15 protein-coding genes are annotated in these 22,815 nt (G+C 62.0%); 10 read left to right on the top strand and 5 right to left on the bottom strand.

The features are described 5' to 3' along the window. Positions 1–57: 57 nt before the first annotated feature. The gene (locus tag AABM52_RS09210; RefSeq protein ID WP_347911433.1) at positions 58–540 is read right to left on the bottom strand and encodes a sigma-70 family RNA polymerase sigma factor; all 483 of its coding nucleotides are present in this window, start codon (positions 538–540) and stop codon (positions 58–60) included. Positions 541–874: 334 nt separating this feature from the next. Here AABM52_RS09210 and AABM52_RS09205 point away from each other — a divergent pair, with 334 nt between their 5' ends. From AABM52_RS09205 to AABM52_RS09195, 3 genes are read left to right on the top strand one after another with little or no spacing between them, the layout of a single operon-like run. Next, on the top strand, positions 875–2,047 hold the full coding sequence (locus tag AABM52_RS09205) for an efflux RND transporter periplasmic adaptor subunit (protein WP_347911430.1): 1,173 nt from the start codon (positions 875–877) through the stop codon (positions 2,045–2,047). Next, complete coding sequence (locus tag AABM52_RS09200; RefSeq protein ID WP_347911428.1) at positions 2,048–4,021, top strand: MacB family efflux pump subunit; 1,974 nt, start codon at positions 2,048–2,050, stop codon at positions 4,019–4,021. 7 nt (positions 4,022–4,028) lie between these two features. Beyond that, complete coding sequence (locus tag AABM52_RS09195) at positions 4,029–5,423, top strand: efflux transporter outer membrane subunit (RefSeq protein ID WP_347911427.1); 1,395 nt, start codon at positions 4,029–4,031, stop codon at positions 5,421–5,423. Positions 5,424–5,552: 129 nt separating this feature from the next. On the opposite strand, the gene AABM52_RS09190 is transcribed toward AABM52_RS09195, so the two are convergent. Next, positions 5,553–7,172 carry a PvdJ/PvdD/PvdP-like protein gene (locus AABM52_RS09190; RefSeq protein WP_347911426.1) on the bottom strand — a complete coding sequence of 540 codons (1,620 nt, stop codon included), beginning with the start codon at positions 7,170–7,172 and terminating at the stop codon, positions 5,553–5,555. Positions 7,173–7,423: 251 nt separating this feature from the next. Between AABM52_RS09190 and pvdM the strand changes: the two genes are divergently transcribed. The 7 genes from pvdM (at position 7,424) to AABM52_RS09155 (ending at position 18,105) form a co-directional block, all read left to right on the top strand. Then, entirely contained in the window at positions 7,424–8,773 is a 1,350-nt protein-coding gene (gene pvdM / locus AABM52_RS09185; protein WP_347911425.1) for a pyoverdine-tailoring dipeptidase-like protein PvdM, read from the top strand. Positions 8,774–8,802: 29 nt separating this feature from the next. Then, positions 8,803–10,083 (top strand): aminotransferase class V-fold PLP-dependent enzyme, encoded by a 1,281-nt coding sequence (locus AABM52_RS09180; protein WP_347911424.1) that lies wholly within the window; start codon positions 8,803–8,805, stop codon positions 10,081–10,083. A 16-nt stretch (positions 10,084–10,099) separates the two neighbouring features. Further along, positions 10,100–10,972, top strand: coding sequence for a formylglycine-generating enzyme family protein (locus AABM52_RS09175; RefSeq protein WP_347911423.1), 873 nt, complete (start codon positions 10,100–10,102; stop codon positions 10,970–10,972). A gap of 191 nt (positions 10,973–11,163) precedes the next feature. Then, the gene (locus AABM52_RS09170) at positions 11,164–12,813 is read left to right on the top strand and encodes a cyclic peptide export ABC transporter (RefSeq protein ID WP_347911422.1); all 1,650 of its coding nucleotides are present in this window, start codon (positions 11,164–11,166) and stop codon (positions 12,811–12,813) included. Between the two features lie 125 nt (positions 12,814–12,938). After that, positions 12,939–15,356, top strand: coding sequence for a TonB-dependent siderophore receptor (locus tag AABM52_RS09165; RefSeq protein ID WP_347911421.1), 2,418 nt, complete (start codon positions 12,939–12,941; stop codon positions 15,354–15,356). A gap of 894 nt (positions 15,357–16,250) precedes the next feature. Continuing rightward, positions 16,251–16,973, top strand: coding sequence for a 1-acylglycerol-3-phosphate O-acyltransferase (locus AABM52_RS09160; RefSeq protein WP_347911420.1), 723 nt, complete (start codon positions 16,251–16,253; stop codon positions 16,971–16,973). Between the two features lie 160 nt (positions 16,974–17,133). Then, entirely contained in the window at positions 17,134–18,105 is a 972-nt protein-coding gene (locus tag AABM52_RS09155) for a magnesium and cobalt transport protein CorA (RefSeq protein WP_347911419.1), read from the top strand. Positions 18,106–18,255: 150 nt separating this feature from the next. Here AABM52_RS09155 and AABM52_RS09150 read toward each other — a convergent pair whose 3' ends face one another. The 3 genes from AABM52_RS09150 to AABM52_RS09140 form a co-directional block, all read right to left on the bottom strand. Beyond that, complete coding sequence (locus tag AABM52_RS09150; RefSeq protein WP_347911418.1) at positions 18,256–18,984, bottom strand: amidotransferase; 729 nt, start codon at positions 18,982–18,984, stop codon at positions 18,256–18,258. A gap of 95 nt (positions 18,985–19,079) precedes the next feature. Beyond that, positions 19,080–21,224 (bottom strand): 3-hydroxyacyl-CoA dehydrogenase NAD-binding domain-containing protein, encoded by a 2,145-nt coding sequence (locus AABM52_RS09145; RefSeq protein WP_347911417.1) that lies wholly within the window; start codon positions 21,222–21,224, stop codon positions 19,080–19,082. 25 nt (positions 21,225–21,249) lie between these two features. Next, on the bottom strand, positions 21,250–22,455 hold the full coding sequence (locus tag AABM52_RS09140) for an acetyl-CoA C-acetyltransferase (RefSeq protein WP_347911416.1): 1,206 nt from the start codon (positions 22,453–22,455) through the stop codon (positions 21,250–21,252). Positions 22,456–22,815: the final 360 nt, after the last annotated feature.

Here is a 22,815-nt window from a genome sequence, read left to right as displayed (position 1 = left end):
ACAGGTCGTCTGTTGAGTAGGAACGAGGACCGTGAAAAAAAATTTAACCGCGCAGGATCACTGGGCGTCCCACTGTCGCATCCGTATGCGGCAATGCTTCATGGCGTTGACAATGTGCTTCTCGACCATTGCCCGGGAAATGCCCAGTTGCTCGGCAATTTGCGAATGGGACAGGCCTTCGATCTTGCGCAACAGGAAACTCTCGCGGCACAGCCTCGGCAACTCCGCCAGGGCACTCTGGAGCATTTCCAGGCGCTGGCCATGATCGAGCACGTTTTGCGGCGAAGGGGTGAAATAGCGCTCCTCATTGTCGAGCACGTCCAGGGGTTCGGCCTGACGCAGGGTGTTGCGTCGATGGTCGTCGATAACCAGGTTGAGGGCGGTGCGATAGAGGAATGCCCGGGGCTGCTCGATCGGCGTATCACTGGAACGCTCCAGGACCCGCAGGTAAGCGTCATGCACCACATCTTCGGCCACCTGACGGTTGCCCAGCCTGGCGTTGAGGAAACACACCAGTTCGCGATAGTAGTTTTCCAACATGACTCCCGTCCGCACGGGGGTGCGGTTTCTGTCCTTGAGCCGGTTCGGCGACTGCTGAATCACACAGTGGCACGATAGTGGCAGTTCGAGTCGCGTAATTTATAGTAATTCTCATATAGATTTAAAGTACTGCGTCGCCTTGCCCGATAAATAGTCATGGTCTAGCGGCTGTACACCGCTTCTACAGGTGTTACACCTTGTGTCGCCGGTTAAATTTCCCGCCGGGTTCATCGTTTACAGGACAGCTCCCCGTCCCTGTCCGGCCCTGCCGGCAGCGTTCAGCCATCGTCCCGCCGCTGAACGACGGGCCGATTTTCCCAGGCCGGAACCCTGCATGAAACGTCCCCGACAGACCCGACGCGCCCTGCTTGCAGCACTTTGTCTGATCCCCGTGGCTGCCGTCGCCGCCTGGCAGTTCATTCCGCCGGGCCGCGACGGGTTCGCCACCGTCCAGGTCAGCCGCGCCGACATTGAAAGCAGCGTCACGGCCTTGGGCACCCTGCAACCGCGGCGCTATGTCGACGTCGGCGCCCAGGCCTCCGGGCAGATCCACAAGATCCACGTGGAAGTCGGCGACCAGGTCAAGGAAGGCCAGTTGCTGGTGGAAATCGACCCGTCCACGCAACAGGCCAAACTCGATGCCGGGCGCTTCTCCGTCGAAAATCTCAAGGCGCAGCTGCAGGAACAGCGGGCGCAACACGACCTGGCCCGGCAGAAATACCAACGCCAACAGAAACTCGCCGCCGGCGGCGCCACCCGTGAAGAAGACGTGCAGACCGCCCAGGCCGAACTGCGCGCCACCCAGGCACGGGTCGACATGTTCCAGGCGCAGATCCGCCAGGCCGAAGCCAGCCTGCGCAGCGATCAGGCGGAGCTCGGCTACACACGGATCTATGCACCGATGGCAGGCACCGTGGTGGCGCTGGATGCTCGCGAAGGCCAGACCCTCAACGCCCAGCAGCAAACGCCGCTGATCCTGCGCATCGCCAAACTGTCGCCGATGACCGTGTGGGCCGAGGTCTCGGAGGCCGACATCGGCCACGTCAAACCCGGCATGCACGCCTGGTTCACCACCCTGAGCGGCGGCACCCGACGCTGGACCAGCACCGTGCGGCAAATCCTCCCCGTCCCGCCCAAGCCCCTGGACCAGACCAGCCAGGGCGGCGGCAGCCCCGCCAGCACCAGCAAAAGCGGGAGTGCCCGCGTGGTGCTGTACACCGTGTTGCTGGACGTCGACAACGCCGACAACGCCCTGATGGCGGAAATGACCACACAAGTATTTTTCGTCGCCAATCAGGCGCAGAACGTACTCACCGCGCCCATCGCAGCCCTGCAGGCCGGCACGCAATCAGACCAGCAGACAGCGCAAGTGGTCGCCCGCAACGGCAGCATTGAGCAGCGCAGCGTGCGCACCGGCATCAGCGACCGCCTGCGGGTGCAGATCCTCGACGGCCTGCAAGAAGGCGATCACCTGTTGATCGGCCCGGTCGACGGGAGTGGCGGCTGAATGCACACGCCCCTGATCGACCTGTCGGACATCCGCAAAGCCTACGGCGGTGGTGACGCGCCTGAAGTCCACGTGCTGCGTGGCATCGACCTGTCGATCCATGCCGGGGAGTTCGTGGCGATTGTCGGCGCTTCCGGCTCCGGCAAGTCGACGCTGATGAACATCCTCGGCTGCCTCGACCGCCCGACCTCCGGCGAATACCGCTTCGCCGGGGAAAACGTCGCCGCCCTGGACAGTGACGAACTGGCCTGGCTGCGGCGTGAAGCCTTCGGCTTTGTGTTCCAGGGCTACCACCTGATTCCATCCGGCTCGGCCCAGGAAAACGTTGAGATGCCGGCGATCTACGCAGGCTTGCCCGCCGCCGAACGCCACGCCCGCGCCGCCGCCCTGCTCGACCGTCTCGGCCTGGCTTCGCGCACCGGCAACCGCCCGCACCAGCTCTCCGGCGGGCAGCAGCAACGGGTGTCGATTGCCCGCGCGTTGATGAATGGCGGTCACATCATCCTGGCCGACGAGCCCACCGGCGCCCTCGACAGCCACAGCGGCGCCGAGGTCATGACCCTGCTCGACGAACTGGCGAGCCAGGGCCACGTGGTGATCCTCATCACCCACGACCGCGAAGTGGCGGCCCGGGCCAAACGCATCATCGAGATCCGCGACGGCCTGATCATCAGCGACAGCGCCCGGGACAACCCGACCGCACAAAACTCGGCCAACCCCGGCGCCCTGCAAGCCGTCGATTTGCGCAAGCGCCTGAGCGAAGGCGCCGAAGCCACCGGTGCCTGGAAAGGCGAGCTGGTCGATGCCGTGCACGCGGCGTGGCGGGTGATGTGGATCAACAAGTTCCGCACCGCGCTGACCTTGCTCGGCATCATCATCGGCGTCGCCTCAGTGGTGGTGATGCTGGCCGTCGGCGAAGGCAGCAAGCGCCAGGTGATGGCGCAGATGGGCGCGTTCGGTTCCAACATCATTTACCTCAGCGGCTCGGCGCCCAACCCGCGCACGCCCATGGGCATCGTCACCCTCGATGACGTCGCCGCGATTGCCAGCTTGCCCCAGGTGATGCGGATCATGCCGGTCAACGGCCAGGAGGCCGGGGTGCGTTTTGGCAACCTCGATCACTTGAGCTACGTCGGCGGCAACGACACCAACTTCCCGGCGATTTTCAACTGGCCGGTGGTCGAAGGCAGCTACTTCACCCACGCCGATGAACAGAACGCCGCGGCGGTCGCAGTGATCGGGCACAAGGTGCGGACCAAACTGCTCAAGGACGTGGCCAACCCGATCGGCCAGTACATCCTGATCGAAAACGTACCCTTCCAGGTGGTCGGCGTGCTCGCGGAAAAAGGCGCCAGCTCCGGCGACTCCGACAGCGACGACCGCATCGCCATCCCCTACTCCGCCGCCAGCGTGCGGCTGTTCGGCACCCACAATCCCGAGTACATCGCCATCGCCGCCGCCGACGCGCGCAAGGTCAAGGAAACCGAAAAAGCCATCGAGCAACTGATGCTGCGCCTGCATGACGGCAAGCACGATTTCGAACTGACCAACAACGCGGCGATGATCCAGGCCGAGGCGCGCACGCAAAATACCCTGTCGCTGATGCTCGGCTCGATTGCGGCGATTTCCCTGCTGGTGGGCGGGATCGGCGTGATGAACATCATGCTCATGACCGTGCGCGAACGCACCCGCGAGATCGGTATCCGCATGGCCACCGGTGCCCGCCAGCGCGACATCCTGCGCCAGTTCCTCACCGAAGCGGTGATGCTCTCGGTGGTGGGCGGCCTCACCGGGATTGCCCTGGCGCTGATCGTCGGTGGCGTGCTGATTTTCAGCGAAGTCGCTGTCGCGTTCTCCTTGATAGCGGTGCTGGGTGCCTTCGGCTGCGCCCTGGTCACCGGTGTCGTTTTCGGCTACATGCCGGCCCGCAAAGCTGCCCGACTCGACCCGGTCACGGCCCTTACCAGTGAATGATCGATTGATGAAGCCGCCACTCAGTGTGTTAACCCTGTGCCTGTTGCTCAGTGCCTGCGGCACTCCAACCCAACGTCCCGACAGCGGCATCCAGGCGCCGACCGCCTGGCAATCGCCGCACGCCGCAGGCGCTGTCCATGACAACCAGCAATGGTGGAACCGCTTCGGCAGCCCGCAACTGGGTCACCTGATCGAACAGGCGCGGCTCGGCAGCTACGACCTGGCCGCCGCCATCGCCAGAGTGCGCCAGGCCCAGGCCGACACGGTAATTGCCGGCGGCTCGCAACTGCCCGAGGTCAAGGCCGGGGTCAACGTCAACCGCCAGAAACTGCTGCGGGGTAGTGGCTACAGCCAGCTCGATGCCGACAGCGATAACGACGCCGTCGACTACTTCACGGCGAACCTTGTTGCCAGCTACGAAATCGATTTCTGGGGTGGCCAACGGGCCAGCCGCGACAGTGCGCAATTCAGTCTGCAAGCCAGCGAGTTCGATCAGGCCACGGTGGGGTTAACGTTACTCAGCGGCGTGGCCAACGGCTACACGCAAGCTTTGTCGTTGCAGGAGCAGAGCCGCATCGCCGAATTGAACCTGGCCAATGCCCAAAGCGTGTTGAAACTGGTGCAGACCCGTTTCGATTCGGGTTCGGCCACGGCCCTGGAACTGGCGCAGCAAAAAAGCCTGGTGGCGGCGCAGCAACGCCAGCTGCCGCTGGTGCAGCAACAGGCCGAGGATGCGCGGATCAGCCTCGCCGCCCTGCTCGGCCGCCCGGTTCAGGCGCTGTCGTTGGGCCAGGAACGCTTCGATCAACTGACCTGGCCGGCGATTGATGCCGGTGTGCCCAGCCAGTTGCTCAGCCGCCGCCCGGACATTGCCCGGGCCGAGGCGCAACTGGCCGCCGCCCAGGCCGACGTCACCGTCGCCCGGGCCGCGATGCTGCCGACCGTGACCCTCACCGCCGAAATCGGCTCCGGCGCCGACCGGGCCGACGACATCCTGCGCAGCCCCTTCTACAACCTCACCGCCGGGCTGCTCGCGCCGGTGTTCAACAACGGCCGCCTCGGCGCCCAGCGCGACAAGGCCACGGCGCGCCAGGAAGAACTGCTGGAGACCTATCGCGGCGCGATCATCAACGGCTTCGCCGACGTCGAAAAAGCCCTCAACAACATTCGCGGACTGGATGAACAGCGCGGGTGGCAGAGTGAGGAACTGAGCCAGGCACAGACCGCCTTCAACATCGCGCAAAGCCGCTACCAGGCCGGGGCTGAGGATTTGCTGACGGTGCTGGAAACCCAGCGCACGCTGTATGCGGCGCAGGATTTGAACGTGCAACTACGGCTGTCGCGGATGCAGGCGAGTATTGCCCTGTACAAGGCGTTGGGTGGGGGGTGGCAGGTTCGTTAGTTGTGGTGCCTGTCAGGACGCCATCGCGAGCAAGCTCGCTCCCACAGAGTTTTGTATTTGCCGCATGATCCGGGCACGACGCATGACCTGTGGGAGCGAGCTTGCTCGCGATTGAACGATAACGCGGTATCAAGCCTGGCTCTGTCTAGCCTTCAGATTGCGCGCATACCACGGTCGCTGCGGCACCTTGCGGAACAAATCCTTCAGCTTCGTCTCATCCTCGCCAAAGGTAATGCGCAGCGCCAGCTTCATGGTTTCCGGGTCCATTTCCACTGACTTGCCGGCCTGCAACCCCGGCGTGGTGCTGCAGCCATGGGTGATCGGCCCGAGCCAGGGGTCATCGATCTCGACCCAGCGCCCCGGCGCGAACCATTGCACGCCGTTGACCGGCAGCCGACTGACCTGCCCCGGATGGAAGCGCTCGTGGGCGCGGAACCAGTCTTCCAGGCGATCGTCGATCCAGCCGTGGAAATGCCAGAACACCGGGCTCACATGGGAGGAAAACGGGTCGCCGAGAAAATCGTTTTCCGGTGCAAACCAGCGTGCGGAAAAGTCCGCCGGATCCCGGGCGAACGGTACTGGTTGACCGTTGGACGGATCACGGGGCACCGAAGCCCAGCGCATGTGCAGCCAGTCGTGCAGTCCCAGTTCGACCTCTGAGCCGAACTGGCCGAGGGTCAGCGTCGACAGGTAACGCGGGTCGCGGTAGCGGGATTCCCAGACCTGGAAGTTGCTGTGATAGGTCTCGCCAGTCTTGATGTCGCTGACCCATTGCGTGTACTCGTCATCCTCCTCGGCCAGCCAGGTCGGCGGCAGCGCAGTGCCGTCGTGATTGTCGAAATAACGGGCGAAGCCGAGCCGGTCCCGCGCCAGTTCCGGCTGCGGCAACGGGAAGTGCGTCCAGGACGGCAGGTCCTGCATCGACCGCGCCGTGCCGAGCATGTGCCGGTGCATGAAGAAAAAGTCCACACCCGAGCCGTTGCGATCCTTGCGTTCGCCACGGGCATCGCGCTCCCGGTCCCGAGGGCCGGGCTGCCAGCCGAGCCCACGCAAGGCGCCGCGCTGGTCTTCGGACAGCTTGTGCCACTTGTCCCGGGTGGCATGCCAGAGCTGGTGGAACAACCGGTGCTCCGGCGATACCAGCCAGGTCAGCAGGGTCGGATTGAGGCCGGCGCGCTCGCGAGCTTCAGGGAATACCCGTTTGACGGCAATGAATCGATTGTCCTGGGCCGTCAGCATCAGCGGGCGATTGAGGTCCAGCACGCGCCCACTGAGACTGCCGCTGCCGGCGTTACCGAAACCGGCCCAGACTTCGTCCAGGGTCATGTCGAATTCGTAATCGCAACAGCCGCTGGCGCCCAGCAGTCGCCAGGCCAGCTGCTTCGGGTTGGCCCCGGACAGGTCGCCGAGTACCCGGTAACGGGGATCTTCGGTGGAGCGCAAACGCTCGGCGGTGTCGAGATAACCAATGACACCGCGCCCCTTGTGGCCGATGTCGAGGAACACCTCCAGGCCTTCGAGGGGCAAGCCTTCGATGCCGGCGTCACGACCCTCGAAACGAATCTGCCAGACCCCGCGCAAGGTATCCGCCAAGCGTTGGCCGGCAACATCCGCCACGTCGAACGAGGCTTCGCCGGGGGTGATCGTCGGGTCCGGCCTGGTCAGTTCGCGATGCCCGTAATACACCGCGGGCACGGCGGCACCGGTCAGCGCCAGACCCGCGAGGAACCATCGTCGAGAAATCGTCATTGCCCTACCTGTGTCAGCCATGGAGCAGGCTTTATCCAAGCTAGAACGTTTGTTGCACCGACAAATTTACGGTGCCTTGAAAGATCGCAGCCTTCGGCAGCTCCTACAGGTGCATGCCGATCCAATGTAGGAGCTGCCGCAGGCTGCGATCTTTTGGGATCAACCTAAATTCCATGGCCAGCCACTCGTTCCCCCCAGATAACAAAGGCCCCCGCGCCTGCACCCTGACGGCGAACCTGACTGAGACGGCAATGACAAAACCACGTTCGAAAAAGGCTCTTTTCATCGGCCTGCCGCTGGCCCTGGCGATCAGCGCGGGCGCAGGCTTCGTGGCCTGGGACTACGGGTTCAGGGACAATCCCGGCTACCCGGTCAAAGTGATGAAACAGGCCGATCAGTTGCAGGAGCGCATCCTCTCGTTCGACAGCCACATCACCGTGCCCATGGATTTCGGCACCGCCGGCAACGAAGTCGACAAGGACGGCGAAGGCCAGTTCGACCTGGTCAAGACCGGGCGCGGGCGCCTGTCCGGTGCGGCGCTGACGATTTTCGGCTGGCCGGAAATCTGGAACGGCCCCAACGCGCCCCATCGCCCTACCGCCGGCTTCGTCGACGAGGCCCGACACGAGCAGGAAACCCGCTACAAGATCATCAGCGCCATGGTCCGTGACTTCCCCAACCAGGTGGCCATCGCCTACACCCCCGACGACTTCCGCCGCCTGCACGGTGAAGGCAAGTTCGCGGTGTTCATCAGCATGCTCAACGCCTACCCGCTGGGCAATGACCTCAATGCCCTGGACAAGTGGGCCGCGCGCGGCATGCGCATGTTCGGCTTCAGCTACGTGGGCAACAACGCCTGGGCCGACTCGTCGCGGCCGCTGCCGTTTTTCAACGATTCCCGGGATGCCCTGGGCGGGCTGTCGGACATCGGCAAGCAAGCGGTGCATCGCCTCAACGACCTGGGCGTGATCATCGATGTGTCGCAGATGTCGACCAAGGCCCTGGAGCAAGTGGCGCAACTGAGCCGCACGCCGATGGTCGCCTCCCACTCGGCGCCGCGCGCCCTGGTGGACATCCCGCGCAACCTCAGCGACGCGGAAATGCAGCTGATCAAGAGCAGCGGCGGCGTGGTGCAGATCGTCGGCTTCCCGACCTACATCCGCCCGCTGAGCCAGGCCACTCAGGACAAGCTCAACGCCCTGCGCGCCCGTTTCGACCTGCAACCGCTGCAAGGCCTGGAGATGGCTCTGATGCCCGGCGACCCGGTGATCACCGTCTGGCCCGAGCAGCGCTTCGGCGAGTACGCCAGCCAGCTCTATTCGATCCTCGACGAAGAACCCAAGGCCACCCTCAAGGATTACGGCGATGCAATCGACTACACCGTGAAGAAAATCGGCATCGACCACGTCGGCATCAGCTCCGACTTCAACGACGGCGGCGGTCTCGACGGCTGGAAAGACGTCAGCGAGGCCCGCAACGTGACCGCCGAACTGATCAGCCGAGGCTACAGCGAGGCCGACATCGCCAAGCTCTGGGGCGGCAACTTCCTGCGGGTCTGGGACCAGGTGCAGAAGTCCTCCCGGCCTGTCGTTCAAAACTGATTTCTCCTTTGCCAAAGCGAACCGAATCCATGACCAACCGTCGTTCATTCCTCAAGCAGGCCGGCATCCTCGCGGCCGGCATCCCCTTGGCCTCCGCCGTGAGCCTGCCGGCACGGGCCGCCAGCCCCGCGCCACTGCCCAAGGACAAATGGGACCAGTTGCGCCAACTTTTCACCCAAGATCCGAACTATCTGCACTTCGCCAACTTCCTGGTGACCTCGCACCCACTTCCCGTGCGTGAAGCCATCGAGATGCACCGCGCCAATCTGGATCGCAACCCGGGTCTGGCCATGGACTGGCATCGCGGCGAAACCGAACGCCGCGAAGAAGAGGTGCGCGTGTGGGCCGGTCGTTACCTGAAAGCCAAGCCGTCGCAGATCGCCCTGACCGGCAGCACCACCGAAGGCCTGGCGATGATCTACGCCGGCATCCACGTGCGCCCGGACCAGGAAATCCTCACCAGCGAACACGAGCACTACGCCGCCAACAGCGTGTTCGAATACCGCACACAGAAGGACGGCACCCAGGTTCGCAAGATCAAATTGTTCGAAGACCCGTACAAGGTCTCGACCGCCGAAGTGCTGGCCGCGATCGAACGCAACATCCGCCCCGAGACCCGCGTACTGGGCATGACCTGGGTGCATTCCGGCAGCGGCGTGAAACTGCCCATCGGAGAGATCGGCAAACTGGTGGAGGAGAAAAACCGTGGCCGCGCCGACAAGGACCGCATCCTCTACGTGATCGATGGCGTCCACGGCTTCGGCGTGGAGAACGTCGATTTCCCGGACATGCACTGCGACTTCTTCATCGCCGGCACGCACAAGTGGATGTTCGGCCCACGGGGCACCGGGATCATCTGCGCCCGCTCCGACGAACTCAAGGACGTGACCCCGACCATCCCGACCTTCTCCGAAGCCACCCAGTTTTCCACGGTGATGACCTACGGCGGCTACCACTCGTTCGAACACCGTTGGGCGCTGACCGAAGCCTTCAAATTGCATTTGGAACTGGGCAAGGCCGAGGTCGCGACGCGCATTCACGCCATCAACAGCTACCTGAAGAAACGCTTGCAGGCACACCCGTCGGTGGAACTGGTCACACCGCTGTCGCCGGAGTATTCCGCCGGTTTCACCTTCTTCCGCATCAAGAACCGGGATTGCGAAGCAGTCGCCAATTACCTGATGGATCAACGCGTGGTGTGTGACGCCGTGGACCGTGATGTCGGGCCGATCATTCGCGTGTCGCCGGGGCTGCTCAATACCGAAGCGCATATCGACCGCCTGATGGAACTGCTGGCCAACCAGGTCTGACTGAGCGAGAGCCATTATGAAAAGCACCCTGAAAAAACTCGGCGCCCTGACGCTGTTGGCCGTGCTCGGCAGCGCCTTGCCCGGCCTCGCCCAGGCCTACACCGCGCCATTGCCCGGCAAGGTCTTCAAGGATTGCCGTAACTGCCCGGAAATGGTGGTGCTGCCCGCCGGCACCTTCACCATGGGCACCCCGGACGACGAGGTCGGCCGCGAACCTGATGAAGGCCCGATGCATGAGGTGACGTTCGACAAACCCTTCGCCATGAGCCGCTACCAGATCACCGCCGGCGAATGGGCCCAATACATGAAGGAAACCGGGATCACCCTGCCCGATGGCGACACCCGCCCCGGCCGCGAGTGCATCAACAGCAAGCCGCGTTATCCACAGGGCCCGCGTCAGCCGGCGGTGTGCATGAACTTCGCCGAGGTCAGCGCCTACGTCGCCTGGCTGTCGATCAAGACCGGCCAGCACTACCACATCGTCAGCGAGGCCCAGCGCGAGTACGCCGCCCGTGCCGGGTCAAAGGGAGCGTTCCCCTTCCCGTTCGACCCCGGCACCGAGTACAGCATCGCCACCCATGCCAACACCTACGGCCCCACCGATGGCTACAGCTATTCCTCACCGGTGGGCAGCTATCCGGCGAATGCCTTCGGCATGTACGACATGCACGGCAATGTCTACGAGTGGATCGCCGACTGCTACCACCCGGACTACGTCGGCGCGCCCACCGACGGCAGCGCCTGGACCGAACCGAACTGCGACACCCTGCGCATCCGCGGCAACGACTGGGGCGAAGCGCCGGTGTTTTCCCGCTCGGGCAACCGCAATGACATCGACCCGCAGACCCGTGGCGACTGGATCGGATTTCGTGTAGTACGCACGCTCTAATCCCTCCCCCACCCCTTGTGGGAGCGGGCTTGCTCGCGAAGGCGTCGTGTCAGTCAACATCAATTTTTCTGATCCACCGCTTTCGCGAGCAAGCCCGCTCCCACAGGTTTTGTGTCTCCCGCCGTTTAAATAAAGCCCTCCATCAGACGTTCTACTGGGTATCTGCCTTACGACCCAAGGAACTGCTTGCCATGACCCAGCCTACCCGAGGTGCCATCGGCGAATTACTGGCCCTGTTGAAACCGTTTCGACTGATCGTTGCCGCGTCCATTGTCCTGGGCATGGTGGGCGGCCTGAGCGTCACGGTGTTGCTGGCCACCATCAACAACGCGTTGCACTCGGCGGATGGCCTGACCCAAGGCGTGGTCGCCCTGTTCGGCGGCCTGTGCCTGCTGGCCTTGGGTAGCTCGATCTGTTCGGACATCGGCACCAACTACGTCGGCCAGCACATCATTGCCAGGCTGCGCAAAATGCTGGGGGAGAAAGTCCTCTCGGCGCCCATCGAACAGATCGAGCGCTACCGCAGCCACCGACTGATCCCGGTGCTGACCCACGACGTCGACACCATCAGCGACTTCGCCTTCGCCTTCGCGCCGCTGGCGATTTCCCTGACCGTGACCCTCGGCTGCATGGGTTACCTGGCGATGTTGTCGTGGCCGATGTTCCTGATGATGGTGCTGGCGATTGCCATCGGCACCGGCATCCAGTTCTACGCCCAGGGCAAGGGCATCCTGGGTTTCATGGCCGCCCGCGACGCCGAGGACGATTTGCAAAAGCACTACAACGCCATTGCCGGTGGCGCCAAGGAGTTGCGCATCCACCGCCCGCGCCGCCAGCGCATGTTCGAATCGGGCATCCAGGGCACCGCCGATTTCATCTGTAACACCCAGGTGCGTTCGATCAACACCTTCGTGATCGCCAAGACCCTGGGCTCGATGCTGTTCTTCGTGGTCATTGGCCTGGCACTGGCCCTGCAATCGTTCTGGCCCAGTGCCGACCAGGCGGTGATGAGCGGCTTCGTGCTGGTGTTGCTGTACATGAAAGGCCCGATCGAGCACCTGGTCAGCACCTTGCCGATCGTCAGCCGCGCGCGCATTGCCTTCCGCCGCATCGCCGAACTGTCCAGCCAGTTTTCCTCCCCCGAGCCGCACCTGTTGCTCAACGACAAAGGCACCCCACCGACAGTGGTCAACCGCCTGCAACTGGACAACGTCAGCTACGCCTTCCCCGCCGCACCGGGCAGCGAGGCGTTTCGCCTGGGCCCGGTGAACCTGACCATCGAGCAAGGCGACATCATTTTCATCGTCGGCGAAAACGGCTGCGGCAAGACCACCCTGATCAAGTTGCTGCTGGGCCTCTACGCGCCGCAACAGGGTTCGATCCTGCTCAACGGCCAAGGCATAGATGCGCACAATCGCGACGACTACCGCCAATTGTTCACCACGATTTTTGCCGATTACTACCTGTTCGATGACGTGGTCCAGGGCGACCAGCACATCCCCGAAGATGCGAACAAATACCTGCAACGGCTGGAGATCGCGCACAAGGTCAGCGTCAGGGACGGCAGCTTCACCACCACCGACCTGTCCACCGGCCAGCGCAAGCGCCTGGCGCTGGTCAATGCCTGGCTGGAAGAACGCCCGGTGCTGGTGTTCGACGAATGGGCCGCCGACCAGGACCCGACCTTCCGCCGCATCTTCTACACCGAGCTGCTGCCGGACCTCAAACGCCTGGGCAAAACCATCATCGTCATCTCCCACGACGACCGCTATTTCGACATGGCCGATCAACTGGTGCGCATGGAATCGGGCCGGGTCATCACCGAGCGCGCAACCGCCTGAGCGCCGTTGCCGCACGCAAATCATTGTTTTTTGAAGTTTGTTTTCCGGTTTAGCCAAAGTGGTCCGTCTAATAATAATTATCATTAACTAAAAACTGCACACACCATTCTGGAGCGATTCGAGCAATGCAAAGCCTTACTCTGTCCCGCGCACCCTTGGCATTAGCCATCGAACGGCAAAAGAAATTCCGAACGGTCGTGCCGGGCGCGCTGCTGACTCTGTTGCTGCTGGGTACGTCCCAGGTCGAGGCAGCCCCGGTGAACGTCAATGTGCCGGCTCAGTCGCTGGCCAGTGCATTACGCGAACTGGGCCAGCAGACCAACCTGCAGATTCTCTACAGCCAGGACATGGTCAACGGCATCAAGTCCACGGCGGTGTCCGGCAACATGGAACCGGAACAGGCACTGAAAACCTTGCTGCTGGGGAGCGGCATCAATTTTCAGTTGAATGGCAATACCGTGTCGCTGGTGCCATCGGCCGGTGACTCCAGTGCACTGCAGCTGGGCGCGACGTCCATCACCGGCGTGGCGCTGGGGCCGACCACCGAAGGCTCGCACTCCTACACCAGCGATGAAGTGACCATCGGCAAAGGCAACATCAAGCTCAAGGACATCCCGCAGTCAGTGTCCGTCGTCACGCGCCAGCGCATGGACGACCAGAACCTCAACAGCCTGCAGGACGCCATGCGTCAGGTCACCGGCGTGACCATCAAGACCTACAACTCCGGCTCCAGCCTCAACGACGTCTACATGCGTGGCTTCCTCGTCGACCAGGTGCAGGTCGACGGCGTCTCGCAGCCCACCGGCCAGGGCGACATGGCCACCAGCTTCGACCTGGCGATGTACGATCGCATCGAAGTACTGCGCGGCCCGTCGGGCCTGTACCAGGGCGCGGGTGAACCCGGCGGTACGATCAACGTGGTGCGCAAGCGTGCTCTGAGCAAATTCGCCCTCGGTGGCGAACTGGCCGCCGGCTCCTATGATCGCTACCGTTCTTCGGTGGACGTCACCGGCCCGTTGAACGAACAGGGCACCGTGCGCGGTCGCTTCATCACCGCCTACGAGAATAACCAGTCCTTCGTCGACTACGCGCAGAACGAACGCCCGATGGTCTACGGTCGCCTGGAATTCGACCTCGACCCGGCCACCACCCTGTCGGTCGGCGGCGCTTACCAGAAGAACAACTCCACCCCGGCCTTCGGCCTGCCGGCCTACGCCGACGGCTCGTTGCTCGACGTGCCGCGCTCGACCTTCGTCGATGCCAAGTGGAACACCCTCAACGAAAAAGTCTGGGAATCCTTCGCCGAACTCGACCACGAACTGGACAACGGCGGTCAGTTCAAGACCACCCTGACCTACCGCGATGCCGAAACCCCGGAGCGTAACTTCACCTGGGCCGACGGTGCGGTCGACCCGGCCACCGGTGACAGCTGGGCCGTGGCCTACGACTACTACACCCACATCAAGACCATCGGCGTCGACAGCTTCGTCACCACGCCGTTCGAATTCGCCGACCGCCGCCACGAGTTCACCGTGGGCGCCGAGTACCAGCACCTGGACAAGGACTTCACCTACGGCGGCGGCGAGTACTTCCCGATCAACGTGTTCGATCCGGGCAGCATCGACATCCCCCGCAACGACTATGCGCACGTCAACGGCAACTGGTCCAAGTCCGACCAGTACGGCGTCTACACCCGCGCCAAGATCAACGTCACCGACTGGCTCGATGTCATCGGCGGCAGCCGCGTCACCTGGTACGAAAGCGATGCGAAGAACGCCAACGCCTTCTTCAACAACTTCGGCGAGGCCCATACCAGCATCAACCGCAAGGTCGTGCCGTACGGCGCCATCATCGGCAAGATCACCCCTGAACTGTCGACCTACTTCAGCTACACCGGCGTGTTCAAGCCGCAGAGCGAAATCGGCACAAACGGCCAGCCGGTCGGCCCGCGCGAAGGCAAGCAGTACGAGATCGGCCTCAAGCGCGAGCTCTACGAGGGTCGCCTGAACGCCAGCCTCGCCGCCTTTCGCATCTACGATGAAAACCGCGCCGAATACGACAACACCTCCGGTGCCTACATGACTGAAGGCAAGGCACGCAGCCAGGGTTGGGAAACCGAGTTGAGCGGCAACCTGACCGACAACTGGAGCATCGTCACCGGTTACGCCTACACCTCCACCAAGTTCCTGGACGGAGATCAGGCCAACAAAGGCAAGACCTTCAGCACCATCACGCCCAAGCACAACTACAACCTGTGGACCAAGTACGAGTTCACCGACGGTGCGCTCAAGGACTTCAGCGTCGCCGGTGGCGTGCGAGTGGTCAGCGACACCTACTACCAGCGTGATGTGAAGTTCAAACAAGGCGGCTATGCCGTTACCTCGGCCCAGGTCGGCTACAAGTTCAACGAACACCTGTCGTCGACACTGACCGCCAACAACCTGTTCGACCGCAAGTACTACGACCGCGTCGATGCCTCCTGGGGCACCAACTTCTACGGCGACCCGCGCACCCTGACCTTGAGCCTGCGCGCGCAGTACTGATTGCTCAAAGCTTCATCTGATCGAGTAGGAGGCGGGGTTGCCCCCGCCGTCCTCTCACACCACCGTACATACGGTTCCGTATACGGCGGTTCCTGCCTACTGATAAACAACGTCAGCGAGCTTGGTTCCGTTGATGTGTCGCCTGCGGTATCTAAGCGCCCAGACCGGCCCTCGGAGCTTCCGGCCCCTACCTCCTGATGGTCTCGACCCCCGCTACGCGGAGTTTCTGCTTTACGCTCCAGCAGAGATCACACCCGACTATCCACTCATGGCAGGTTCAGCCCTTCATTACTCCGGTTTCGAGCAACTACTACGGCCTCTGCTGACTTCTGTCGCCCATCCCGTCATCTCGCGACGCCGGTAGCACATGGCAGGCTAAACAGATCTCCCAGGGTAATTCGCGCGACCTTCCTGCTTATGCCTGTCGGATCTACGTCACAGCGTTCCGTGCAAGTATTGGGCTTTGAAGATATTGGCCTTCTTACCCCGCTGCACCGCCTAATCCGCTTCCTGTTCGTCAGGCCAGCATTTTGCCTCGGGCTTCCTTCAGATTCGCAGTCACCCGCGACACCCTTGCCTCTGGCTAACACTTCCCCTTGCCGGGTGTGTAGAGGACTTTCACCTCCAAGTCACCAGCGTGGCCACCACAGCCAAACTGGTTGCGCTTGCGCGCAATGCGCCATGCCTGGCGCACCAACGAAAAGCCCGACCGTCGTGTCGGGCTTTTTCATATATGTCTGTGTTAAACGTCTGTAACCGCTCTAGACCGCATCTGACCAAATAGTCGGAAACATCAGCTCAAACATCGACCATCTCCCACCTCCCTGGGAGCAATTGCCGAAAACAGTGCACATCCGTACACTGCGCCACCTTTTGTCCCGGTGGGGCCTGTAAATGCTGTTTTTGTTCCGTATGTCATTGATGGGCCTGCACTTTATCGTGGCGGGTGTGCTGGGGGTGATTCTCGGCCTGTGTCGGCCATTCAATCCGGACAACAGCCGCCTGTGCGCACGCCTGTACGCATGGCCGGCCATGTGTATTCTGCGTTTGCGGGTGAAGACCGACGTCGGGCCGCTGATGGATAAGCCCGACAGCTGCGTGATCATCGCCAATCACCAGTCCAACTATGACCTGTTTGTGTTTGGCAACGTGGTGCCCCGCCGTACCGTGTGCATCGGCAAAAAGAGCCTGAAGTGGGTGCCGCTGTTCGGGCAGCTGTTCTGGCTGGCCGGCAATGTGCTGATCGACCGTGGCAATGCGCAAAAGGCACGCCAGTCGATGTTGACCACCACCCACACCCTGCAAAAAAAAGACACCTCGATCTGGGTCTTCCCGGAAGGCACCCGCAACCTGGGTGAAGACTTGCTGCCTTTCAAGAAAGGCGCCTTTCAGATGGCCATTGCCGCCGGGGTGCCGATTGTCCCGGTGTGCGTCAGCAGTTACGTCAAACACATGCGGTTGAACCGCTGGCGCAGCGGGAAAATCCTGATTCGCTCGTTGCCGGCGATTCCCACCGCCGGATTGAGCCTGGACGACATGCCCATGCTGATCGCCCAGTGCCGCGAGCAGATGCGTGAATGCATCGAATCGATGGACCGGCAACTGCAAGCCGCCTGAAAAAGAAAACCCGCCTGGTGCGGGTTTTCTTTTGCCCGCAAGTCTTTCCCCAGAACCCGGCAGATTTAGCTGACTCTCAAACACTGCGAGGCTAAGCTGATCAACACTGCCATTGCATTTGCTGCCAATTAAAAGCTGCCAAAAGAAGTGAACCACCACCATGGGTAGAGTTGTTGCTGCTGCGGTTTATAGCGCCGGTAAGAGAGTCACCAATATCACCCTCGACGAAGGCGCAGCCTGGGCGGCAAAGCCCGGGCACTTTGTCTGGATCGGCCTCGAAGAGCCGAACGCCGAGGAACTCTACAACCTGCAACGCCAGTTCAACCTGCACGAACTGGCGATCGAAGACGCCCTGGAAAAGCACAGCCGACCGAAGCTGGAAACCTTCGGCGATGCGCTGTTCATCGTGACGTATTCGCCCATCCGCCATGAAGGTAAACTCGAGTTCATCGAGACGCATATCTTTGCCGGCAATGGCTACATCATTACTGCGCGCAACGGCCACTCCGCGTCCTACGCCCATGTCCGACAACGCTGTGAGGCGCGTCCGCTATTGCTCGAACACGGGGAAGATTTCGTACTCTATGCCATCCTCGATTTCGTGATCGAGAACTACCAGCCGATGGGCGAAGCCATTCATGGGGAAATCGACGAGCTGGAACGCAACGTGTTGTGCGGCTCTCTGAATGACTACGACATCCAGAAGCTACATGGCCTGCGTCGTGATGTCTTGCGCTTGCGTCGTTATGTGGCCCCGATGATCGAGATAGGAGAGGAATTGCAGAGGCTGAGCTTCCCGTTCATCGACAAGAACATGCGGCCGTACTTTCGCGATGTGCAGATTCATGTAACGCGGCAGATGGAAGACCTGACGACGCTGGCGGATATTGCCAGCCAGACGATTGAGGTCGGGGTGCTGCTGGAGGCCTCACGCCAGAGCGTGGTGCAACGCAAGTTTGCGGCCTGGGCGGCGATCCTGGCCTTCCCGACGGCGGTGGCGGGGATCTACGGGATGAACTTCCAGAACATGCCGGAGTTGAACTGGCACTACGGGTATTTCGGGGTTCTGGGGTTTATTACGGTGGGTTGTCTGGGGTTGTGGGCGAGTTTCAAGAAGTCGGGTTGGTTGTAGGAGCGAGCTCGCGCGCGAAAAAGCCAAGGGCACCGCTGTGTGCCTGGTTCAACGCGCTATCGTTCACGACCTTCGCGAGCAGGCTCGCTCCCACAGTGGATCTTCGCAGTTGCAGAGATCAATGTGGGAGCGAGCCTGCTCGCGATGTTTTTAATTTCGATCAGCCGCTGGCTTGTGCGCCACAAACCGCATCATCCACTCGGCAACCGTGGCGCCGTGGTGTTCCTGTTCCAGGCTCGCGATACCTTTGGAGTAGACCTGCTCGCCCAGTGCCTGCTGGCGAATTTCCAGCAGGGCGCGGGAGTAGTCGTGGATGAATTCCGGATGCCCCTGGAAGCACAGCACCTGATCGTTGATGTGGTAGGCGGCATACGGGCAGAAATCGCTGGAAGCGATGACCGTGGCGTTCTCCGGCAGCGACGTGACCTGATCCTGGTGGCTGATCAGCAGCGTCAACTCTTCGCGAACAGGGTTCATCCATGGCGCCTTGGCGGCCAATTTGTAGTTGTGGGTGCCGACGCCCCAGCCCTGGGTCGCACGCTCGCTCTTGCCACCGAGCAGCAACGCCAGCAACTGATGACCGAAGCAGACGCCCAGCAACTTGTCGCCGCGCTCGTAGCGGGTCAGCAGATATGTCTTGAGGGTTTCGATCCACGGGTCGGTGCCGAAGGAATCGGCCTTGCTGCCCGTCACCAGGTAGGCATCGAACGTCAGATCGTCGCTTGGGTATTCGCCCTGCACCACGTTGTAGACGGTGAACTCGGCGGCAATCGGCTGCTGCGAAAACAGGTGTTTGAACATCTGCCCGTAGCCCTGATATTGGTCAACCAATTCCGGACGCAGGTGGTCGGTTTCCAGAATGCAGATGCGTAACGACATAAAAAATACCTGACACGTGATGGGAATAATGCACACCCCAGAGCCTGCCTTGAAACGCTGTGACAAGGCAAGCCCCGAAATGCATCATCTGCCCCTTAGAACGCCTCCCCTTTGGCGGCCTTCTCCAGCAGCAAGGCAGGTGGCGCGAACCGCTCGCCATACTGCGTGGCCAGATACTGGGCGCGGGCAACAAAGTCCTGCACGCCGTACTGGTTGATGAACTGCAGCGCACCGCCGGTCCAGGCGGCGAAACCGATGCCGAAGATTGAGCCGACGTTGGCATCCGCCGTCGAGGTCAACACGCCCTCCTCCACGCAACGCACGGTTTCGATGGCTTGCACGAACAGCAAGCGATCGCGCACATCTTTAGGTGAAATCTGACCGTCGGCTTTCTCGAAGCGGGATTTCAACTCAGGCCACAGGTGTTTCTGGCCCCCCGCCGGATACTCGTAGAAACCTCCACCGCCAGCCTTGCCCGGACGCTTGAACTCATTGAGCAGCAAGTCAATCACGGTGAATGCCGGGTGTTCTGTCAGCGGTTTACCTTCTGCTTGCAGGTCTTTGGCCGTTTGCAGACGGATATGGTTCATCAGGCTGAGGGACACTTCGTCAGAGATCGCCAGCGGTCCTACCGGCATGCCGGCCTTGCGCGCTTCAGTCTCGATCATCGCCGCACTCACGCCCTCGCCCAGCATGGCGATGCCCTCGTTGGTGAAGGTGCCGAACACCCGCGATGTGAAGAAACCGCGGCTGTCATTGACCACAATCGGGGTTTTCTTGATTTGCAGGACGTAATCGAAGCCGCGGGCCAGGGTTTCGTCGCTGGTGTTGGCGCCCTTGATGATTTCCACCAGCGGCATTTTTTCCACGGGGCTGAAAAAATGCAGGCCGATGAATTTGCCCTGGTCGGGCACGGCGCACGCCAGTCCGCTGATCGGCAAGGTCGAGGTGTTGGAGGCGATCACCGCGTCCGCGCCGACGACCTTCTGCGCTGCCAACGAGACCTTCGCCTTCAAATCCCGATCCTCGAACACGGCCTCGATGATCAGGTCGCAACCGGCCAGGTCGGCATCGCTTTCGCTGGTTTGAATGCGTGACAGAACGGTGTCGCGTTGCTCGATGCTGATTTGTCCGCGTGCGACCTTCTTGTCCAGCAGCGCCGCCGAATGCGTCTTGCCCTTCTCAGCCGCCGCGAGGCTGATGTCCTTGAGCACCACCTCGATACCCGCCGACGCACTGACAAAGGCGATACCGGCGCCCATCATCCCGGCGCCGAGCACGCCGACCTTGCGGGTGACATAAGGCGCAAAACCTTGAGGCCGCGAGCCGCCGGCATTGATTTCATTGAGCTGGAACCAGAACGTGCCAATCAGGTTTTTCGAAACCTGGCCGGTGGTCAGTTCGGTGAAGTAGCGGGTTTCGATCAGGTGCGCCGTGTCAAAGTCCACCTGGGCGCCCTCGACCGCCGCGCAGAGGATTTTCTCCGGCGCAGGCATCGTGCCCTGGGTTTTGCTGCGCAGGATCGACGGTGCAATCGCCAGCATCTGCGCGACTTTCGGGTTTGAAGGTGTGCCACCCGGTATCTGATAGCCCTTCACGTCCCAGCGCTGTACCGCCGCCGGGTTGGCCAGAATCCACGCCCGTGCCTTGGCCAGCAAGTCTTCGTGATCGCTCGCCAGCGCGTCGATCAATCCTGCCTGCAACGCCTGTTGCGGTCGCAGCCTCTTGCCTTCAAGCAGATAAGGCAGGGCTTTTTCCAGGCCGAACATGCGCACCATGCGCACCACGCCGCCGCCGCCCGGCAGCAGGCCGAGGGTAACTTCCGGCAAGCCGAGTTGCACTGACGGGTTGTCCAGCGCCACGCGATGATGACAGGCCAGGCAGATTTCCCAGCCGCCGCCCAATGCTGCGCCATTGATCGCCGCGACCACAGGCTTGCCGAGGGTTTCCAGGGTGCGCAATTGGCCCTTGAGGCTCAGCACCATGTCGTAGAAGGCCTTGGCCTGGGGTTTGCCGACCTTGATCAGTTCATTGAGGTCGCCGCCTGCGAAGAAAGTCTTCTTGGCCGAGGTGATGATCACACCAGCGATGCGGTCCTTGTCGGCTACCAGGCGCGCAACGCAGTCCGCCATGGCCTCGCGGTACACCGCGTTCATGGTGTTGGCGCTCTGGCCCGGCATGTCGATGGTCAGGACAACGATCTGGTCCTGGCCTTTTTCGTAACGAATGGCTTCGTTCATAACTAGGGTTCCTTGAAGTCCAGGCTCAGAGGCGTTCGATGATGGTGGCAATGCCCATGCCGCCGCCGACACACAGGGTCGCGAGGCCATAACGCAAGCGTCGGGCTTCCAGTTCATCGAGCAGCGTGCCGAGAATGGCGCAACCGGTGGCGCCCAGCGGGTGACCCATGGCGATTGAGCCGCCGTTGACATTGACCTTGTCCGGATCGACGGCCATGTCCTTGATGAATTTCAACACCACCGACGCAAACGCCTCGTTGACCTCGAACAGATCGATGTCTTCGACCCGCAGCCCGGCCTTGGCCAACGCCTTGCGGGTCGCCGGCGCGGGGCCGGTGAGCATGATGGTCGGATCGGTGCTGGTGACTGCCGAGGCGACAATCCGCGCCCGGGGCTGCAAGCCCAGCGCCCGGCCCTTGGCTTCGGAGCCGATGAGCATCAGTGCCGCGCCATCGACAATCCCGGAGCTGTTGCCGGGGGTGTGCACATGGTTGATCCGCTCGACATGGCTGTAGACCCGCAGCGCGGTGGCATCGAAGCCCATCTGCCCCATCATCTCGAAGCTCGGCTTGAGCTTGCCCAGCCCCTCCAGGGTCGATTCGGCGCGGATGAACTCATCGTGATCGAGCAGGATGATGCCGTTCTGGTCCTGCACCGGCACCAGCGACTTGTTGAACGAGCCGTCGGCCCGCGCCCGCGCAGCCTTTTGCTGGGAATGCAGGGCGTAGGCATCGACGTCCTGACGGCTGAAGCCTTCAAGGGTGGCGATCAGGTCGGCACCCACGCCCTGTGGCGTGAAGTGACTGTGCAGGTTGGTCGCCGGGTCCAGCGCCCAGGCCCCGCCATCGCTGCCCATCGGCACCCGGGACATCGACTCGACACCACCGACCACCACCAGGTCTTCGAAGCCGGAACGCACTTTCATCGCACCGAGGTTCACGGCCTCCAGCCCCGAAGCACAGAAACGGTTGATCTGTACTCCCGCCACGCTGACATCCCAATCGGCCACCTGAGCGGCGGTCTTGGCGATGTCGGAACCTTGATCGCCAACCGGTGTCACGCAGCCGAGCACCACATCATCGACCTGGCTGGTGTCCAGCGCCGTGCGCTGTTGCAGCGCAGTGAGCAAACCGGCAACCAGGTTCACCGGTTTGACGCTGTGCAAGGCGCCATCGGCCTTGCCTTTGCCACGGGGCGTGCGTAACGCGTCGAAAATCAATGCTTGGGTCATGACGTCCTCGAACCGTAGTGCAGGTGGGTAAATACCGAGTGCCCACTCTTGGCCCGAGCCGCGTTTGATTCAATGACCGCAGCGCTCACAGACGTTGACGCTCACGCTCAGACGGACGGTAGTCAGCTACCGGATTAACCGGTTCAGGACAGCAAGCTGTCTAGCCAACGGGTGCCAAAGAAGCTGGCAATAGGCCTCATGCCTTTTTTAAAGCCAATTTAAAGAACACCATACGAAATGGATCTAAGCCAAGCTTAACGCGGGCTCTAAGGTGAACTTGTACGAAGTTGTCGTCGGGTTTTGCCGAGGCGCTCGTCACTACAGGAAGTGCAACGCGCTGCCATCATGGAGCTATGCGGG

The sequence above is a fragment of the Pseudomonas grandcourensis genome, from assembly GCF_039909015.1.
Taxonomy (GTDB): Bacteria; Pseudomonadota; Gammaproteobacteria; order Pseudomonadales; family Pseudomonadaceae; genus Aquipseudomonas; species Aquipseudomonas grandcourensis.
The sequence above is the reverse complement of the archived record's forward strand: the minus strand, read 5'-3'. Positions and strand labels throughout refer to the sequence as shown.

Excerpts from the sequence above, each read along its gene's own strand:
- AABM52_RS09145 (WP_347911417.1), bottom strand. The coding sequence starts at position 21,224 with ATGAACGAAGCCATTCGTTACGAAAAAGGCCAGGACCAGATCGTTGTC.
- AABM52_RS09190 (WP_347911426.1), bottom strand. The coding sequence starts at position 7,172 with ATGACGATTTCTCGACGATGGTTCCTCGCGGGTCTGGCGCTGACCGGT.
- AABM52_RS09200 (WP_347911428.1), top strand. The coding sequence starts at position 2,048 with ATGCACACGCCCCTGATCGACCTGTCGGACATCCGCAAAGCCTACGGC.
- AABM52_RS09165 (WP_347911421.1), top strand. The coding sequence starts at position 12,939 with ATGCAAAGCCTTACTCTGTCCCGCGCACCCTTGGCATTAGCCATCGAA.
- AABM52_RS09170 (WP_347911422.1), top strand. The coding sequence starts at position 11,164 with ATGACCCAGCCTACCCGAGGTGCCATCGGCGAATTACTGGCCCTGTTG.
- AABM52_RS09210 (WP_347911433.1), bottom strand. The coding sequence starts at position 540 with ATGTTGGAAAACTACTATCGCGAACTGGTGTGTTTCCTCAACGCCAGG.
- pvdM (WP_347911425.1), top strand. The coding sequence starts at position 7,424 with ATGACAAAACCACGTTCGAAAAAGGCTCTTTTCATCGGCCTGCCGCTG.
- AABM52_RS09175 (WP_347911423.1), top strand. The coding sequence starts at position 10,100 with ATGAAAAGCACCCTGAAAAAACTCGGCGCCCTGACGCTGTTGGCCGTG.
- AABM52_RS09180 (WP_347911424.1), top strand. The coding sequence starts at position 8,803 with ATGACCAACCGTCGTTCATTCCTCAAGCAGGCCGGCATCCTCGCGGCC.
- AABM52_RS09150 (WP_347911418.1), bottom strand. The coding sequence starts at position 18,984 with ATGTCGTTACGCATCTGCATTCTGGAAACCGACCACCTGCGTCCGGAA.
- AABM52_RS09195 (WP_347911427.1), top strand. The coding sequence starts at position 4,029 with ATGAAGCCGCCACTCAGTGTGTTAACCCTGTGCCTGTTGCTCAGTGCC.
- AABM52_RS09155 (WP_347911419.1), top strand. The coding sequence starts at position 17,134 with ATGGGTAGAGTTGTTGCTGCTGCGGTTTATAGCGCCGGTAAGAGAGTC.
- AABM52_RS09140 (WP_347911416.1), bottom strand. The coding sequence starts at position 22,455 with ATGACCCAAGCATTGATTTTCGACGCGTTACGCACGCCCCGTGGCAAA.
- AABM52_RS09160 (WP_347911420.1), top strand. The coding sequence starts at position 16,251 with ATGCTGTTTTTGTTCCGTATGTCATTGATGGGCCTGCACTTTATCGTG.
- AABM52_RS09205 (WP_347911430.1), top strand. The coding sequence starts at position 875 with ATGAAACGTCCCCGACAGACCCGACGCGCCCTGCTTGCAGCACTTTGT.